This window comes from Pseudoalteromonas sp. MMG022 (assembly GCF_021654245.1).
Taxonomy (GTDB): domain Bacteria; phylum Pseudomonadota; class Gammaproteobacteria; order Enterobacterales; family Alteromonadaceae; genus Pseudoalteromonas; species Pseudoalteromonas amylolytica.
In genome coordinates, this window is the sequence record NZ_JAKFZQ010000011.1 from 77553 (window position 1) to 94362 (window position 16810).

Below are 16810 nucleotides of genomic sequence, written 5' to 3' on the forward strand. Positions count from 1 at the left end.
CAAAATGAATAAAGCCCATGTTATAGAGCACATCCGGTTTGCTTTAGAGGCAAAACTCAGCGAAGCCACAAACGCAGCAGATAGTGCCCGCTTAGACGCCACACATGAACAAAGCGCCGCAGAAACTCAGTATGATTCGCTGAGTATCGAGTCTGGTTATCTTGCTCAAGGCCAAAGTGAGCGAGTGAATGATGCACATAAATCTATTGCTCAGTTTGAACAAAGCTATGATTTACAAAGCGCCAATCAAGTTACTGTGGGGAGTTTGATCAAAGCCATTGACTTAGATGATAAAACCCACTGGTTTTACTTCGGCCCAAGTGAAGGTGGTTTAAAAGTCACCGTAAAACAACAGGCCGTATTGGTAATAACTCAATCAGCACCAATCGGGTGGGCGTTGTTTAACAAAATGATTGGCGATGAATGTGAATACCAAGTTGCAAGCCAAACATATAGCTTCGAGATTTTGGATATTTTATAGCGTTTCCATTGCATGCTACTCTAGAATTGATAGATGTGGAGGAGTACTGACAAGGAGAGTGAGATGACACAACAACCTAAGCGCTATCAATTTACTGCACAGTTACTACGTCCAAAATATATGGGAGATGGAGAAGCCTGGGCATTTATCATTTTGCCTCCTGATGCAAGTGCCTGTTTGCCCCGAAGAGGGCGTACCACGGTGGTGGGACATATCAATGAGCTGCCATTTCAACAGTTACTCGAACCAGACGGACAAAAAAGCCACTGGCTAAGGTTAGATGAAACGGTTCTGAAAAAGGCCAATACACGGTTTGGAGAACTTGCGCATTTTGAGATACAAGCCATAGACAAAGAGCCTGAACCTGACATACCGCATGACTTGCTCACAGCCTTAGAGCAAGACCCTCTGACACTTAGAACGTGGCAAGCAACCACCACAATTGCACGCGTTGATTGGATCCATTGGATCACGACCGCTAAGCAAGCGAAAACACGACTGAAGCGCATTAATGATGCTTGCAGCATGTTAAGTGAGGGTAAAAAGCGGGTGTGCTGCTTTGACACGTCAGGGTTTTACAGTAAGGCTCTCAGTGCGCCGCAATCTGATAACTAGCAAGTGTGGCAATATTCGAGTGCTTTTACATATCAAATAGTGTGGATTGTATTTATTTAGTAATTAAGTGATGCGGTTTTAAACCTTTGTGACACATTTTGCGACAAAGAGACTTTTTAAGGAGAAGTTTTATGTCGAAAAAGCTAATAATATTCATCGCCCTCATAATATGGATAGTCCCACAAACAGTAACAGCTCAGCAAATCCTACTCACTAATGGCACCTTACTTGACCCAAGCAATCAAAGCGCTCGCAAACAACATTTGTTGTTAGACGAGAATCAAATAATAGGCCGGTTTGATGAAATGCCTGAAAACTTTACAGGCACAAAGATAGATATCAGCGGCAAGTTTGTGCTACCAGGTTTTGTAGATATGCACACTCATGCATTTGGCAATCGAGCGCCCAACACAGTGACAGAAACAATGGGGCCGAGTACCACGGCACAAGTTGTACTTCAAGCAGGAGTGACTGGGCTCGTTGATTTGTTTGGCAATGAACAAAAACTCTTTGAACATCGTCGCTTGCAACAACAAGGGCTTATTGGTGGTGCCGATATTTATGCCAGCTTATCATGCTTAACTGCGCCGGGGGGCCATTGTTCACAATTTGGAAAAACACGTACCATTGCAAATGAACAAGAAGCAATTGAGCACATAACAGCATTAGCCAAAAAGCAGGCGGATGTGATTAAGCTGGTTAGCACCTTGGGCGGAAAGTTACCATCGCTCTCACCTCAATTGCTAAAGTTTGCAGTTAGCCAAGCCCACGCGCATGGCCTTAAAGTCATCGTTCACATTCATACCCTCGCTGATATTGAAAGCGCCATTGCTGCCAACGCTGATGCCATAACTCACTTACCTGATGATGGCACTATCTCTGAACGTCTAGCACAAAAATTATCAGAGCATGGTGTGGTTGTGATCCCAACGCTTGCCTGTGATACCGATGAATACGAGTTTTTATTTTCAAATACACTTGATGCAAAGTTGGCAGCAAAGGTGACGGCGCCCAGAATCATTGCGGGCTATCGACAGAAGGCCTCTCAAATGACAAATGAACAGAAGCGAAATGCCAAACAAAGAACACTCAAGTACTACCAATCTATTAAACATCTAATTGCTGCAAATGTGCCATTACTCTCAGGTACGGATGCCGGAAACTATGGGACTTTACAAGGCTTTACCCTACACCGTGAGCTTGCTAAGTTCGTCGCTGCCGGTTATAACCCATGGCAGGCTCTTGCTAGCGCAACGAGTGACTCTCGCCTGTTTCTGGGTAAGCCAACTGACCTAGACGCTGGTGCACAACCAAGCGTTGTTATTCTAAATAATTCACCTATCGAAGATATAAATAATACGCAAACTATATTTGCAGTAATTCATAGAGGAGTATACAGAAAAATAAAACTGTGAATTATCGCAGGGTTTCATATTTAGTTTACTTGTTATTATCCCTTTGAGCGAAAAGAAAAAGGAAATTGCAATGAACTTAAAACTAAAGAAGAAACCAGTTAAATCGTTGTCTAATGATGGTAAAACCTACCTAGCAATGTAACTCAGAAGGTTGCGGGCGGTATATCATTTTCTCGATGGCCAACCGATTATAGAATGTGTGGTGAGCCGGGTTGACTTTTGTTAAAAGTGAAGTCTTTTAAATTTTTAAAATGGCGGCTTGTGTTTTAAAAAATCTAAACTTATGTTAAATAGTTGCTTTTTATTTGCCTTTTATAAGGTGTTTTGGGTGGGCTGGGCGTTGTCAAATAAATAAAATTATAACCTCAGCCAGTTGGCATTTAAAGAATGATTATAAAAAGGAAGTGAAATGAACTTAAAACTAAAAAAGAAACCAATGAAGTCTCTATCCAATAACGATAATCAGCTACCCATTGGTGCAATAAAACAGGTTGCAGGCGGTAGCTTGTCGTGGCCAAGTGGAGCAAGAATCTGTCGAGGGGATCCGGACTAATTATGAGTTTACTTTTATTGATAGAGAAGCACTTAGGTAGTTCCTTCTGTTATGGGCAGCAATGATCCTGCTATGACATAGCATGACATTTTATGGCTAGAAGAATAGTTTTTTCCGAACAACTTTACGATATTCACTGGGTGTTTGATTAAGGCGTGCTTTAAATATGCGAGTTAACAAGCCTTGCGAATTGAACCCAACAGATAGTGCGATGTCTTGAATAGACAAGTTACTGTTGGCGAGTAACTCTTTAGCGCCTTCAAGGCGTAAGGATTGTAGATAGTCGGCTGCTGTCTGACCCGTCGCGGCTTTAAATCGTCGATTGAACGTACGTTGGCTCAAATCGAACTGTTTGGCGACTTGTGTCAGTGATAACTCGTTGCTGTAATTGTGCTTTAGCCAGAACTGAATAGCAGCTATTTGTTCATCAGGGTGCTTATCAACAGCGCCTTCCATATAGCGCTGATCTTCGTATGGCTTGCGAATTTCATGAGAAAAGTTTTGCTGTACGTGATTGGCGGCGGCTTTGCCGTAAAGTAAGGAAATTAAATGGACGATGACGTCCGCTAAGGCATTTAGGCTGGCAACGGTATAAATTCTCTCCGACTGTGTGATGAAAAAATCGGGTTTCAAATTGACTTTGGGGTAATTTCGCAGGAATTGCTTGGCATAATGCCAGTGAGTAGTGGCTGGGTGACCATCTAGTAATCCAGACTCCGCTAAAAAGCACACTCCAGTTCCTACGCCAATGAGTGTTGCACCGTTAAGCCAACTCAACTTTAGTTCTTGAGCTAGTTTGGAATTGTGGCGAATGACCGGCCTTGGATTTCGCCAGATACTTGGCACAATGACATAGTCTTGTTGGGTTACTTGGGTCAAGTCGCCATTTGGAATGATTTGCATACCAAGTTCATTTTTGTGTGGCGTATTGTGCTCACTTAGCCAGGACAGCTTCAATGGACGAAAAGCTTCACCCAAATGCCTTTTGGCATAGGCTTCTCCGGCACGTAGCATTTCAGCTGGCATTGTCACACTGGTTAAAAGCATGTGCTCATAGAGAGTAAAAGCGATACAAATAGGAAGTTTCATCTGGTCATACCATTATGTTTTGGCGAAAAAGTCATGATATTTGGCCATTATTGTATTATTTAATCTTAAACTTACCACTAAAATCAGTGGTATTGTTAGTTTTATAGAACGAACCATATGACAGCATTACCGATAATCGTTGGCATGGGGGGCATTAACGCCGCTGGGCGTACCTCATTTCATCAAGGGTTTCGTCGCATTGTATTAGACAAGTTGACTGAAAAGGCGCGACAGGAAACATTTTTAGGTTTAGCCACACTGATGAATCTTGTGTCCTATCAAGATGGCAGTTTGGTGCTACAAAAAGATGGCACTGTGATAACAGCGGAGAAAATCGAAGCATTACTTGGTGAGCAAATTAAAGCAGGTACTTTAATTCGTAAAATTGAAAGTAACCACTTTGATGTAGACGCAACTCATTGGCAGCAAAAACTCACAATAAAAGGCCATGATGAAGAAGGTTTAAAGTTTACCTGCCGCAAAAGAGATTTGCCATCTCCGGTGCCTTCAACTTGGCGTGTAGAGGATATAGACAATAAAACGGTTGCAGTGCAGGTTCCTGATCAACTGGATGTCAAACACGATAGCTATAGAGACAATCCCATTAAAGCGGCAGGGCAGTTTCCGACAGGTTTTGAGCCTGCGAAGATGTATAACAGCCGATATCAGCCAAGGGGGTTACAGGCCACTATATTTGCAGCTACAGATGCCGTGCGTTCTACTGGGTTAGATTGGCAACACGTTATGAACAGTGTTAGGCCTGATCAAATCGGTACTTATTCAGCATCAATTGCTGGGCAGATGAACGATGAAGGGTTTGGCGGCCTTGTCAAAGCGCGCATGAAGGGGGAGCGTGTTAGTACCAAGCAGCTAGCACTAGGTCTAAATACGATGTCTACAGACTTTATCAACGCGTATGTAACGGGCAATGTGGGCACAACCTTCACCACTTCTGGCGCCTGTGCCACTTTTTTGTATAACTTACGCGCTGCAGTGAATGACATTCAGGCTGGTAGGACGCGTGTTGCCATTGTGGCAAGTGTTGAGTGTGCCCTAACGCCAGAAGTGATTGAAGGCTTTGGTACCATGGGGGCACTTGCTAATGAAGATGGGTTGAAGAAACTCGATAACACAGATCAAGTCGATCATCGTCGCACCAGCCGCCCATTTGGTGAAAATTGTGGCTTTACCATAGGCGAAGGTGCTCAAGTTGCGATTCTTATGGATGATGAGTTGGCATTGTCGCTTGGCGCTGAAATCATGGGCTCTGTTGTTGATGTATTTGTTAACGCAGACGGTATTAAAAAATCAATTACCGCGCCGGGTCCAGGTAACTATATTACCATGGCAAAGTCAGTCGCATTGGCAGAGCAAATTGCAGGTCGAGACGCGTTGCAAACTCGCAGCTTTATCTTGGCTCATGGTTCTAGTACACCTCAAAACCGAGTCACCGAGTCTTTAATTTATCATAAAGTTGCGCAAGCATTTTCTATCAATGGCTGGAAAGTTGCGGCGCCCAAAGCATATGTGGGTCATACAATTGCGCCTGCAAGTGGTGATCAGCTGGCGATGGCTCTTGGCGTGTTCAGTCACAACATTATGCCTGGTATAACCACGATAAATAAAGTTGCGGACGATGTTTACAGCGAGTATTTAGATATTCGGACAGAGCATTATGAGTGTGAAGATATGGATATTGCATTTATCAACTCTAAAGGCTTTGGTGGCAATAATGCAACAGCAACTGTGTTGTCACCGAAGCAAACCATACGTTTGTTAGAGAAGCGTTATTCGAGGGATGTATTTAGCGAGTATGAGAATAAACTTAGTGATACCAAACAAGCTCAAACGCAATATCAACAAGCGGCAGACTTGGGTCAGTATGAGTTAATCTACCGTTTTGGAGAGGGGCAAATTGATGAATCAGGTTTGCTGATCAGCAAAGACTCTCTCACTATCCCTGGTTTTGAACAAACAATATCGTTAACCGGTATTAACCCATACACGGACCTCAGCTAGAAAGAATTGTTAAGCAAAGTAGGGCGCTCATAGGAAGAGCGCCTTTTTTATTTTTATATTATCGAAATCTCTGAATAAATAAAAACCAGTAGATACAGTTATTTAATTAGATGGAAATTTAACCTTTTAAAGTCACTCAATAGGTCTTTTTTACAGTTACATTATTTCTTCATTCACATACCATGTGCTTAGTTTTTAAAAGGAGAAAATATGAAAATTAAAGCTAAAAAAGAAAGCGGTAAAACCTCTAATTCCAAAAGAAAATATAATACCAATAGAAGCAACAAATGAAATTGCTGGTGCGGGTTGGTGGAGTAGAGTTAGAAGCTGTAATTTATGTTATCCAGATTAGTTAATGAAATCTTTAAAAGGAGCGTATAAAAGCTCCTTTTTTGTATTTTGAAATTGGATAGCTGTTAATTGTTACAGGTTTATTTCTTTTGGGCTTTTTCTTATATTTAAGTTGGTTATTTTAAATAAAAGGATAAAAACCATGAAATTAAAACTAAAAAAGAAAGCTGTAAAGTCTTTATCAGCTAAAGAAAATAAACTACCAAAAGATGTTACTAATCATGTTGCTGGTGGTGTTAGTTACAGTCTATGGACAGCCTTCTGTGAGCCAGATTGATTATTGGCTACAACATCAAAAGAAAGAAACGTGTTAACGTTTCTTTCTTTTCTCTTTTCATAGCACCCTTTCTTACAATAATTGTGGCACTTTGAGTAGATTTTCGCCATGGCAGCTCACTAAAGCTAAGCCATCTTGGTCGGTTTTGTTACTCATCGCTTATGACTTTCTATAACAACAGTCTATTTTTTCGTCGCTTGAGTTTTAGGTGTTATCTTGATGCTCTTGGGGACACAATTCTTTAAACCAGCCTTGCGATAGAATATGCTCCATGGTGAGTGTTTTTTGAACTATTTTAATATATTCAAAGGCGCTGCTATCTGGTTGAAAGTTATGATTTACAAATAAAAATTCAGCTGCCATTTACTTTTGTGTATGAAGCCCTAAACTAAAAGAGTCTGTAAGAAGAGCGGTTGCAAGTTGTATTGACTGATTATCAAGCTGAAATAAAAAACAGATTTATAGACAGTTTGGTTGGTTTATCTTAATTACAATATTCAAGGCATTATATTGTCGCTGTAACTAACATAAACCCATCATATGCCACTTAGTTCAGAACGCTCGCTGTACAGCAATGAAAGCGGTTTAGGCTAGAGAGGTTTTGCTACGTGCCATTTTATGTTTGTAGAGACTTTTTTTAGCTGTGCTGATATTGCTGTTTGGCCTTTTGTTACAAATCCTAGCAAGCGTAGGGCTTCGAATTTTCTAACCCTAAGCTAAATAGGTTGCAACTGCGCTTTTTACGGTTTCTTACCGAGCTGGTGGAACTCGCATACATAGACTAAAAATGTTGTGAGAAAAGCTAAATATAAAACCAAGCTTGGTGTCGTATCACGATGAAAATCAAGAGGGTATCATGGGTAATCACCACGATAAGTATAGCATCGACAATACCGACTACACGGTTGGACAGGACAACGTCCAAAAGTGGGGATTTGATGTACATAACCCCGTTTTTGGGGTCAGTGCGGGTTTAATTTTGGCATTTTTAATCGCCGTTTTACTCGTAGATTCCGAAGTGGCTAAATCCACCTTAGATGGTGTTAAATGGAGTATTATAGGTTCCTTTGACACACTTTTTATGTGGTCAGGGAATTTGTTTGTTATTTTCTGTTTTGTCTTGGTCATCTCACCGTTTGGTAAAATTCGCCTTGGTGGGGTGAATGCCAAGCCCAGTTACTCAACGCTCTCATGGTTGGCAATGCTGTTTGCTGCGGGCATGGGAATTGGCTTAATGTTTTGGGGAGTGGCCGAGCCTGTAGCCTATTACACGGGTTGGTATGAGACCCCACTTAATGTCGAGGCAAATACGCCAGAGGCAGCACGTATGGCGATGGGGGCAACCATGTACCATTGGGGATTACACCCTTGGGCTATTTATGCCGTTGTTGCTTTGTCATTAGCATTTTTTGCCTATAACAAAGGCTTACCTCTATCAATTCGTTCAATCTTTTATCCGATTTTAGGCGATAGAGCTTGGGGTTGGCCGGGACATGTGATTGATATTCTTGCTGTGTTGGCAACTTTGTTTGGCCTAGCAACTTCACTGGGCCTTGGGGCGCAACAGGCTGGTGCTGGCATCGAGCATGTGTTTGGTTTAGAGCTCGGGCTAGGCCTTGAGATTGGCGTCATTGTAGGTGTCACAATGCTGGCAATTATTTCGGTGGTACGTGGTATTGATGGGGGTGTTAAGGTACTCAGTAACACCAATATGATCATTGCTTTTGTACTGCTCCTGTTTGTAGGTATTGTAGGCTTTGCGATTGCGATGGGAAATATTCCAACTACCCTGATGGCTTATGCAGAAAATATCATTCCACTGAGTAACCCTCATGGCCGGGAAGACCAAGCATGGCTGCAAGGTTGGACGGTATTCTATTGGGCTTGGTGGATCTCATGGTCACCGTTCGTTGGTATGTTTATTGCCCGTGTTTCAGAGGGTCGAACCATTAGAGAGTTTATTACGGCAGTGTTATTTATACCAACATTAGTGACAGTCGTTTGGATGTCTATTTATGGTGGTATTGCTATTGATCAAGTTCAAAATGGAGTTGGTGTGTTGGGAACAGAAGGGCTAACACAAGTTCCACTGGCGATGTTCCAAATGTTTGAAAGCTTGCCTTTGAGTAATGTTTTGTCAGTTATAGCTATTGTGTTGGTTTTAGTATTCTTTATTACTTCTTCTGACTCCGGTTCGTTGGTAATTGATAGCATAACAGCAGGGGGTAAGATTGATGCACCCGTACCACAGCGCATCTTTTGGGCCAGCTTAGAAGGCGCGATTGCGGCGACATTGCTTTGGATTGGTGGAACTGAGGCTATTGAAGCTCTGCAAGCAGGGGCTGTATCCACAGGTTTGCCATTTACCTTTGTACTGCTATTGATGTGTGTGAGCTTAATCTTAGGATTAAGAACGGAGCCAAAAGGCGGTTATTGATAGCGAGTTAATAAGTCATAAAAAGGCGAAACTCAGGTTTCGCCTTTTTACTTTTTAAGAACCTAGGGAAATTAGCACCACACATCTTTGATCATTTTTGTTGGCGATAAGCAATACTGAGATTGTGCCTGTAGCAGTTCAGCTGTTGCCAGTGCATCTGACAATGCATGATGGGCTTGATAAAAGGGCAGTCCATAACGTTTTCTACAGTCCGCTAAACGTAAAGATGGAATAGGCTTTGCTGTGAGTCTATCAAGCCAGCTTCTATGTTTGTTAATTGCCATCTTTTCGATTTCCATGGTATCAATGACGGGAAACTCTATGCCTTCGCCTAATCGTGTCATCAAAGCGGTATGGAAAAACGTTTTTTCTATAAATTGATAATGCACTACGATGATTTTACCTTTCATGGTAGCTAATATCTCTTCAAGCACATCTGCTAAATCAGGGGCTTGCTCAATTTGAGAGTGAGTGATTCGATGTAATATTATCGACTCTTCCGCTAAGGCGCTACGCGGCTTTACGAGCCAATGTTTGGCTTGCGCACAGCGAATTCGCTTTAGGTCGAATGGCACGATACCAACGCTTACAATATCATCTTTGCTAGGGTCTAGCCCTGTGGTTTCAAAATCAAGGGCAGCAAACTCACAATCCTCTAGCGCACCAAACGGGTCAGGCACGCCTTGCTGATAAAAATTAATCAACCGAGTATCTTTTGAAATGTCTGCCAAGCGCTGAAAACGACTTTGCCACGATATAATTTTGCCTTGCATAGTTAATCCGTCTGTATCATATCATTTAGCCGCGTACTATTTTATTTTCGCTTTATTTTGATATCTAAACTTCAAGAAGCTCTGTGCTTTGTCTAATACACCAAAGGCCTCTTTGAGATTGCGCTGCTCAAATTCTGAGAGGGTCTCAGGTGCGAGGCTATTGTCGGGTTTGCTACCTTGTTCGATTTGCCAAGATTGATGCCTAATTCGCATAATCGCAATATATTCCAAAGAAGCGCGTAGATCTTGTACTTTTCCTTTGGGCAGAATGTTAGCTTCATCAATGTCATCTAGTCTCTCGAATGAGTTTTGTTTGCGTGAGCCGACAGCTAAAGCGTGAACCCGCACTAAATCAGACAGTGGTGCTGTACCACGGCGCTTGATGTTCATTGAGTGCTTGTGCTGACCATCTTGTTCTAGCACGAAACCGTTGAAAAACCCTAAAGGAGGTGTTCTTTTTAGCGCATTGTATGCCATAGCAGCTAAGAAGTTTGGTGTTTTTTGCGCCTTTTTACTGATAAATGCACTTAACTGCTCGGCCCACTTCAGTTCGCCCCAAACACCTTCTAGGTCGAAAAAGATAGAGCTGTTGAGCAACGCTTCAGGTTTTGGGTTTTCTATCCAATCTTGAAACTGGTTTTGCCATTGATCAAAGGTTAATCGCCAAGCTGGATTACTTGCCATAATACCACCATCGCAATATTTATAGCCGCAATTAGCGAGCCCATCACAGACAAACTTGGCGAGCTTCTCAAAATATGCACCGTGTTGCTCGATTTTATAACTGTTATGCAATATCAAAGCATTGTCTTGGTCGGTCACTATAAGTTGCTCATCTCTGGCCATAGAGCCTAATGCGATAAAGCAGTAGGGGATGGGAGGGGGGCCAAGTTTAGCTTCCGCCAGTTCAAGCAGTTTATGCTTAAATGTTTTCCCTATGACAGACATGGCTGAACCTATCATATGGGAATTGGCATCTTCATTGACCATGCGAGTAAATATGGCGTCTAGGTGCTTGGAATATTTTGCAAGGTCTTCAACGCTTTGTTGCTCCATTAAGCCCTGAACAAACAACAAGCTGCTTTGTGATTCATAACGTAAAATATCAGACAGCGTCAACATACCGATAGGCTTGCGCTTATGTACGATTGGCAAATGGTGTACGCTGTCTCTGAGCATCAACATCATGGCTTCAAAAACATAGGCATTTGAGTCGATAATCACCACATCTGTAGTCATGATGTCACTGACAGGGGTGTCGTAGGGTAGACCTTGTGCGACGACTTGCGTACGCAAGTCTTTATCGCTTATCAATCCTACGACTTGCGCATCATCTTCTTCTGGGTCTTCCATCACAGGTTTTGCTGGGTCGTAAATTAAAAGCGACGAAACTTGCTCCTTTGCCATCATTTGTGCCGCTTGTTGTACTGTGCTGTTACGATCAACATATACAACATCGCGTAAAATCAGCTTGGCGACTTTGGCAGTGGTCATATCATTGCTGTCAGCGTGTTTTGACACGGTCATTTTTAAGTGAGCGTTGTCATCCGCTTCAAAATAGTCGGCGAAAAACTCGAAATCATTACAATATTCATCAAAAATATCGACCGGAATACAATACACCAATGTGTCTTCTAGTGTACTTGCGTCAAAACGCACCTTGCGATTCATCAACAAACCACGATGTCCAAAGATTCCACCGGTTGAAATACGGTGATAAAGCTCACCGGAACGTCGAGAAAGCTCTACTGCACCAGAACGCACAATATACAGATGTGTGATTTGTTGACCGTACTTAAAGATCTCACTGTTCGAGCGATAGTAACTCACCTCAACACTACTAGCCAGCGAGTTCAAAGCGTCGCTAGGGAGATCTGAAAAAGGGGGGTAAGCTTCCAAGAATCGGGCAATTTCCTGATGTTCAACTTCCATGGTTTGCCTTGATGTAAAACGATAATTAATCTTATTGTGGAAGACGGCAGGTTAATTTGCAACGGCAAGTATGCTTCATGGCATAAAGTAGCCTTATTCGTATACAAACAGCGTTGTTGGTAAAAGGGAGCAATAGGCCATAATCGCTCCCTTTAGAAATTAAAAATGTTTGGCGTGAAATCGCAAGTGCTCATCTATAAAACTACTGATGAAAAAGTAGCTGTGATCATAGCCTTCGTGCATATTTAAAACAAACGGATAGTTGACTTGTTCAGCTGCTTTTTGTAAAGACCAAGGTTGTAGTTGTTCTTCCAAAAAGTTATCCGCATCGCCTTGGTCAATTAATATTGGGATTTGCGCATCAAATTGCTGATTTAGCATCACAGCGGTGGCATCGTACTGTTGCCATTGCTTGGTATCAATGCCGAGATATCCAGTGAATGCTTTCACTCCCCACGGACATTGCATTGGATTACAGATTGGACTGAATGCCGATATACTTGAATAGCTTTGGGCGTTACGCATGCCTATCACTAACGCACCATGACCGCCCATTGAATGACCACTGATGGCTTGTTGCGTCGTGACAGGAAAATGGGCCTGAACTAGTTTAGGAAGCTCAGAGGCAATGTAATCATACATTTGGTAATGAGTTTTGTATGGCGGCATGGTCGCATTGACATAAAATCCAGCGCCAAGCCCAAAGTCATAACTGCCTTTTGCATCATCTGCGACGTCATCCCCTCTGGGGCTGGTGTCAGGTGCAACAATGGCAATTCCTAGCTCATTGGCAAGCTTGAAAGCGCCTGCTTTTTGCATAAAGTTTTCATCAGTACAGGTCAATCCTGACAGCCAATATAAAACAGGGACTTTGTTACCCTTATTAACAGCTTCGGGTAAGAAAATAGCGAATGTCATGTCACAATGAGTGGTTTCGCTGGCATGGCGGTAACGCTTATGCCAGCCGCCAACCACTTTGTTGCTGGCGACTAATTCCATGGTGCTTCCTTTACTTATAGTGTACGACAGAGCGAATGCTCTTACCCTGATGCATTAAATCAAACGCTTCATTGATGTCTTCTAACGCCATTGTGTGAGTGATAAAGTCATCAAGCTTAAATTCACCTGCCATGTAGCGTTCAACGATTTCTGGTAGTTCGGAACGGCCCTTTACACCACCAAAAGCACTACCACGCCAAACACGACCAGTGACTAATTGGAATGGACGGGTGCTGATCTCTTGGCCAGCACCTGCGACCCCTATGATAACTGACTCACCCCAGCCTTTGTGGCAACATTCAAGGGCTGAACGCATTACATCTACATTACCAATACATTCAAAAGAGAAGTCAACGCCACCGTCTGTCATCTCTACTATCACTTCTTGAATTGGCTTATCATAATCTTTTGGATTGATAACATCTGTAGCACCAAGCTTAGTTGCTAATGCAAATTTGCTTTCGTTGATATCAATCCCAATGATACGGCTAGCGCCAGCCATAGTTGCACCAATAATGGCCGATAGGCCAATACCACCTAAACCAAAAATAGCCACGGTATCACCAGCTTGTACTTTTGCGGTGTTCATCACTGCGCCCATACCTGTGGTAACACCACAGCCCAGCAAGCAGATTTCTTCCAAAGGAGCCTCAGGGTTAACTTTGGCAAGCGAAATTTCAGGCAATACGGTGTACTCAGAGAAAGTTGAAGTACCCATGTAGTGATAAATAGGCTCTCCGTCTTTGTAGAAACGTGTTGTCCCATCTGGCATCAAGCCCTTGCCTTGTGTCTCTCGAATCTTCTGGCACAGATTAGTCTTGCCTGATGTACAGAACTTACACTCGCCACATTCAGGGGTGTAAAGCGGTATAACATGGTCGCCTACTGACACACTCGTTACGCCTTCACCAACAGCTTCGACGATGCCAGCGCCTTCGTGGCCAAGTATTGCAGGGAATACGCCTTCAGGGTCTTCACCTGAAAGTGTAAAAGCGTCTGTATGACACACGCCAGTGGCGGTGATTTTAACCAATACTTCGCCTGCTTTTGGCAACATAACATCCACTTCTTCAATACTAAGTGGCTGACCTGGACCCCAAGCGATAGCAGCTTTTGATTTGATAAATTCAGACATACTTTGTTCTCATTTTCCGTAAAAGATACCTAAGTATAATTAGTTTCTTATTTTTGATAATATCAATATAAATAAAACACTTTTACGTATTTGTAATAATGGATAGATGGATTGGTATTGATGAGTTTGTTGCTGTTGCAACCTTAGGCTCGTTTACTCGTGCAGCCAAAAAGTTAAATACGTCGGTTGCGCAGGTAAGTCGTAGAGTTAAAGAGCTAGAGCAGCAGCTAAATCATCAGCTTCTGACTCGCACGACGCGCACGCTTACGTTGACTCAAGAAGGAAAAGTATTTCTCACGCATGCACGGCATCTTCAACATGCCTATGATGATGCTACTTTGGCGCTTCGACAAAGGGATCAACAACCATCAGGGGTGCTTAAACTCACCGCACCAGTAATGTATGGCGAACATTATATTATGCCAATAGTCAGCGATTTTATGCGTAAATATCCAAAAGTGAGCATTGAAATGACGTTAAGTAATGAGCAGTTGGATATTGTTGCTATGGGTATTGATGTGGCGATTCGGCTTGGCAACCTAAAAGACTCTAGCCTCAAAGCCCGTAAATTAGCGTGGCGCAACACCTTGGTTTGTGCAGCGCCGGATTATCTGGCAAGTCATGGACAGCCTAATAGTTTAAGCGAACTTGCTCAGCATAATTGTTTGATAGGGAATAGTAGATCATGGCGGTTTTTAGATGATGAGAAAGAACGTAACATTACAGTACATGGCAATCTGATCTGTAATAGCGGGTGGTCTTTGTTAGATGCGGCGTGTAAAGGAATAGGGTTGGTTCAATTACCGCATTACTACGTTCAAGAAGCGCTTAATGAACAAAGGCTTGTGGAGGTGCTACCGCATTTTAGGCCTGAGCCAGAAGGAGTCTGGGCGTTATATCCGCCCAGACAATACATGCCTACGAGTTTACGCCTGTTGCTTGATTATTTAGCCCTGCGGTTTGCTCAATTGTCTGCATAGCAGCAAGAGCACAATTAAGTGCTTCTTCACGGCTTTGACAGAAGGCACTACCGCCCAATCGCTCATTGATGTTGAAGCGATGTAACTGTTCGCTAGTTTGTGGGTTTGGTGAGTAGATAAATACTTCACAGTTGGCGTCCAATGCGTCAATAATGGCATTTTCAAGCGCTAGACTTACCGTGACGTCTAACATTGGAACATCACTTAAGTCCAGCACCATAGCTTTATACTTTGCAACATCGCGGTGCTGTCTGGCAATTGCTTTAGAGACACTGAAAATCATGGGGCCAGAGAGGTAAAAGTAGAGCAATTGACCCTGTGCTTGATTGAACAGTTCACGCTCTTGCTCACTCATTGGCACATCATCATCACTGTCGCTGATAGCCTTAACTTGCTCTGCTTGTACCTGGCTCAGCCGCTCGATTACAATGATGTTTGATATAAACACGCCAAGCCCTACGGCGACCATGAGATCAACAAATACTGTTAAAAGCATAACGCCATACATAATGGCCATTTGCATGAGACTTAACTTGTGAGCACGCTGAATGAAGCTCCAATCTAAAATATTGAAGCCAACATATACCGCAATACCCGCTAAAACGGCCATTGGGATGGGCTCTGTTAGGCTACCGGCCACGAACACCACGGCCATCAAAATGAGTGCTCTGATAATACCAGCAGCCGGCGAACGCGCACCAACTTGAATGTTGACCACGGTTCCCATTGTCGCGCCAGCTCCTGGTAATGCGCCAAATAGACCCGATACCATGTTTGCTATACCTTGGCCACGTAATTCTTTATCTGAGTTATGTTCCGTACGGGTTAAACTGTCTCCGATAACGGCAGTGAGCAAGGTGTCGATGCACCCTAAAGTGCCCAAAATTAATGCATCTATAACCATTTCAGTAAAGACTTCAGCCCCAAATGTCGGAAAGACCATGTCTGGCAGTCCGCTCGGGATCTCACCAATGCGTCGTATGCTATCAGTGTCAAAAAAGATGACTGAGAATAGGGTAATGGCAACTAGAGCAACCAGTTGCGCGGGAACATATTGGCGATACTTTTCTGGTAGATAGAATAGAATACCAAGGGTTAGAGCACCCAACAATAACTCTGAAAAATGCAGACTCATTATCAGGTCCGGTAACATTGAGAGTGTACCAATAACGCCTCCTGGGGGGGCTTTATGACCAAGTAATGGTGCAATTTGCAAAATGATCAATATAACCCCAATTCCAGACATAAAACCTGAGATGACGCTATAAGGCATCAAGGTTACATATTTACCGAGTTTGAGTGTACCGAGTAAGATTTGAAAGGCTCCGGCCATCATGACAACGGTGAAACCCATGGCCATTCCTGTTTCAGGGTATTTAGCCATCATAGTGGTTAAAACTGCGGTCATAATGACCGTCATCGGACCTGTTGGTTCAGAAATCAGAGAGGTAGAGCCACCAAATAAAGCAGCGAAGAGGCCAACGAGTATTGCGCCCCACATACCAGCTTCGGCACCTGCGCCGGAAGCTACACCAAAGGCGAGAGCTAATGGAAGGGATATAATTGCGGTAGTTACACCACCGAACAAATCCCCCTTTAAATTCATGTGCTTAAATCTAGATAAAGACAACATAAAACTTCCATGCCGTGAGATTTCAGGCATTTTACACTAAAAATCTCATTTAACTATTGGATATCCAATATTTTTTTACAATTTGTAGCGTACCAAAGCTCAGTTGGTTTGTGCTAATATG

The 16810-nt window shown here is 42.9% G+C and carries 14 protein-coding genes; 8 read left to right on the forward strand and 6 right to left on the reverse strand.

What is annotated here, in order from left to right; genetic code table 11:
- The first annotated feature begins 4 nt into the window (after positions 1-4).
- From L1070_RS11750 to L1070_RS11765, 4 genes are all read left to right on the forward strand, one after another.
- Positions 5-481 (forward strand): GreA/GreB family elongation factor, encoded by a 477-nt coding sequence (locus tag L1070_RS11750; protein WP_237125686.1) that lies wholly within the window; start codon positions 5-7, stop codon positions 479-481.
- 63 nt (positions 482-544) lie between these two features.
- The gene (locus tag L1070_RS11755) at positions 545-1096 is read left to right on the forward strand and encodes a YdeI/OmpD-associated family protein (protein ID WP_237125687.1); all 552 of its coding nucleotides are present in this window, start codon (positions 545-547) and stop codon (positions 1094-1096) included.
- Positions 1097-1227: 131 nt separating this feature from the next.
- Positions 1228-2511, forward strand: coding sequence for an amidohydrolase family protein (locus L1070_RS11760; protein ID WP_237125688.1), 1284 nt, complete (start codon positions 1228-1230; stop codon positions 2509-2511).
- A 409-nt stretch (positions 2512-2920) separates the two neighbouring features.
- Positions 2921-3064, forward strand: coding sequence for a hypothetical protein (locus L1070_RS11765; RefSeq protein WP_237125689.1), 144 nt, complete (start codon positions 2921-2923; stop codon positions 3062-3064).
- Between the two features lie 96 nt (positions 3065-3160).
- On the opposite strand, the gene L1070_RS11770 is transcribed toward L1070_RS11765, so the two are convergent.
- On the reverse strand, positions 3161-4153 hold the full coding sequence (locus tag L1070_RS11770) for a helix-turn-helix domain-containing protein (RefSeq protein ID WP_237125690.1): 993 nt from the start codon (positions 4151-4153) through the stop codon (positions 3161-3163).
- Positions 4154-4270: 117 nt separating this feature from the next.
- Between L1070_RS11770 and L1070_RS11775 the strand changes: the two genes are divergently transcribed.
- The 3 genes from L1070_RS11775 (at position 4271) to L1070_RS11780 (ending at position 9237) form a co-directional block, all read left to right on the forward strand.
- Positions 4271-6172, forward strand: a complete 1902-nt coding sequence (locus L1070_RS11775) for a beta-ketoacyl synthase (protein ID WP_237125691.1) — start codon at positions 4271-4273, stop codon at positions 6170-6172.
- Between the two features lie 493 nt (positions 6173-6665).
- Positions 6666-6800: a hypothetical protein gene (locus tag L1070_RS20350; RefSeq protein WP_275423275.1), complete on the forward strand. Its 135-nt coding sequence runs from the start codon at positions 6666-6668 to the stop codon at positions 6798-6800.
- Between the two features lie 856 nt (positions 6801-7656).
- A complete protein-coding gene (locus tag L1070_RS11780; protein WP_237125692.1) occupies positions 7657-9237 on the forward strand; it encodes a BCCT family transporter in 1581 nt (526 codons plus the stop codon).
- 71 nt (positions 9238-9308) lie between these two features.
- Here L1070_RS11780 and L1070_RS11785 read toward each other — a convergent pair whose 3' ends face one another.
- The 4 genes from L1070_RS11785 to L1070_RS11800 all read right to left on the reverse strand — a co-directional run bounded on the left by L1070_RS11785 (position 9309) and on the right by L1070_RS11800 (position 14076).
- Positions 9309-10010 (reverse strand): 3'-5' exonuclease, encoded by a 702-nt coding sequence (locus L1070_RS11785; RefSeq protein ID WP_237125693.1) that lies wholly within the window; start codon positions 10008-10010, stop codon positions 9309-9311.
- Positions 10011-10046: 36 nt separating this feature from the next.
- Positions 10047-11942, reverse strand: coding sequence for a DUF294 nucleotidyltransferase-like domain-containing protein (locus tag L1070_RS11790; protein ID WP_237125694.1), 1896 nt, complete (start codon positions 11940-11942; stop codon positions 10047-10049).
- Between the two features lie 159 nt (positions 11943-12101).
- The gene (gene fghA / locus L1070_RS11795; RefSeq protein WP_237125695.1) at positions 12102-12941 is read right to left on the reverse strand and encodes an S-formylglutathione hydrolase; all 840 of its coding nucleotides are present in this window, start codon (positions 12939-12941) and stop codon (positions 12102-12104) included.
- A 10-nt stretch (positions 12942-12951) separates the two neighbouring features.
- Positions 12952-14076 carry an S-(hydroxymethyl)glutathione dehydrogenase/class III alcohol dehydrogenase gene (locus tag L1070_RS11800; RefSeq protein ID WP_237125696.1) on the reverse strand — a complete coding sequence of 375 codons (1125 nt, stop codon included), beginning with the start codon at positions 14074-14076 and terminating at the stop codon, positions 12952-12954.
- 98 nt (positions 14077-14174) lie between these two features.
- Between L1070_RS11800 and L1070_RS11805 the strand changes: the two genes are divergently transcribed.
- Positions 14175-15056: a LysR substrate-binding domain-containing protein gene (locus L1070_RS11805; protein WP_070987057.1), complete on the forward strand. Its 882-nt coding sequence runs from the start codon at positions 14175-14177 to the stop codon at positions 15054-15056.
- On the opposite strand, the gene L1070_RS11810 is transcribed toward L1070_RS11805, so the two are convergent.
- Positions 14995-16689 carry a SulP family inorganic anion transporter gene (locus tag L1070_RS11810; protein WP_237125697.1) on the reverse strand — a complete coding sequence of 565 codons (1695 nt, stop codon included), beginning with the start codon at positions 16687-16689 and terminating at the stop codon, positions 14995-14997. The two genes, L1070_RS11805 and L1070_RS11810, sit on opposite strands and share 62 nt — an antisense overlap.
- Between the last annotated feature and the right edge of the window lie 121 nt (positions 16690-16810).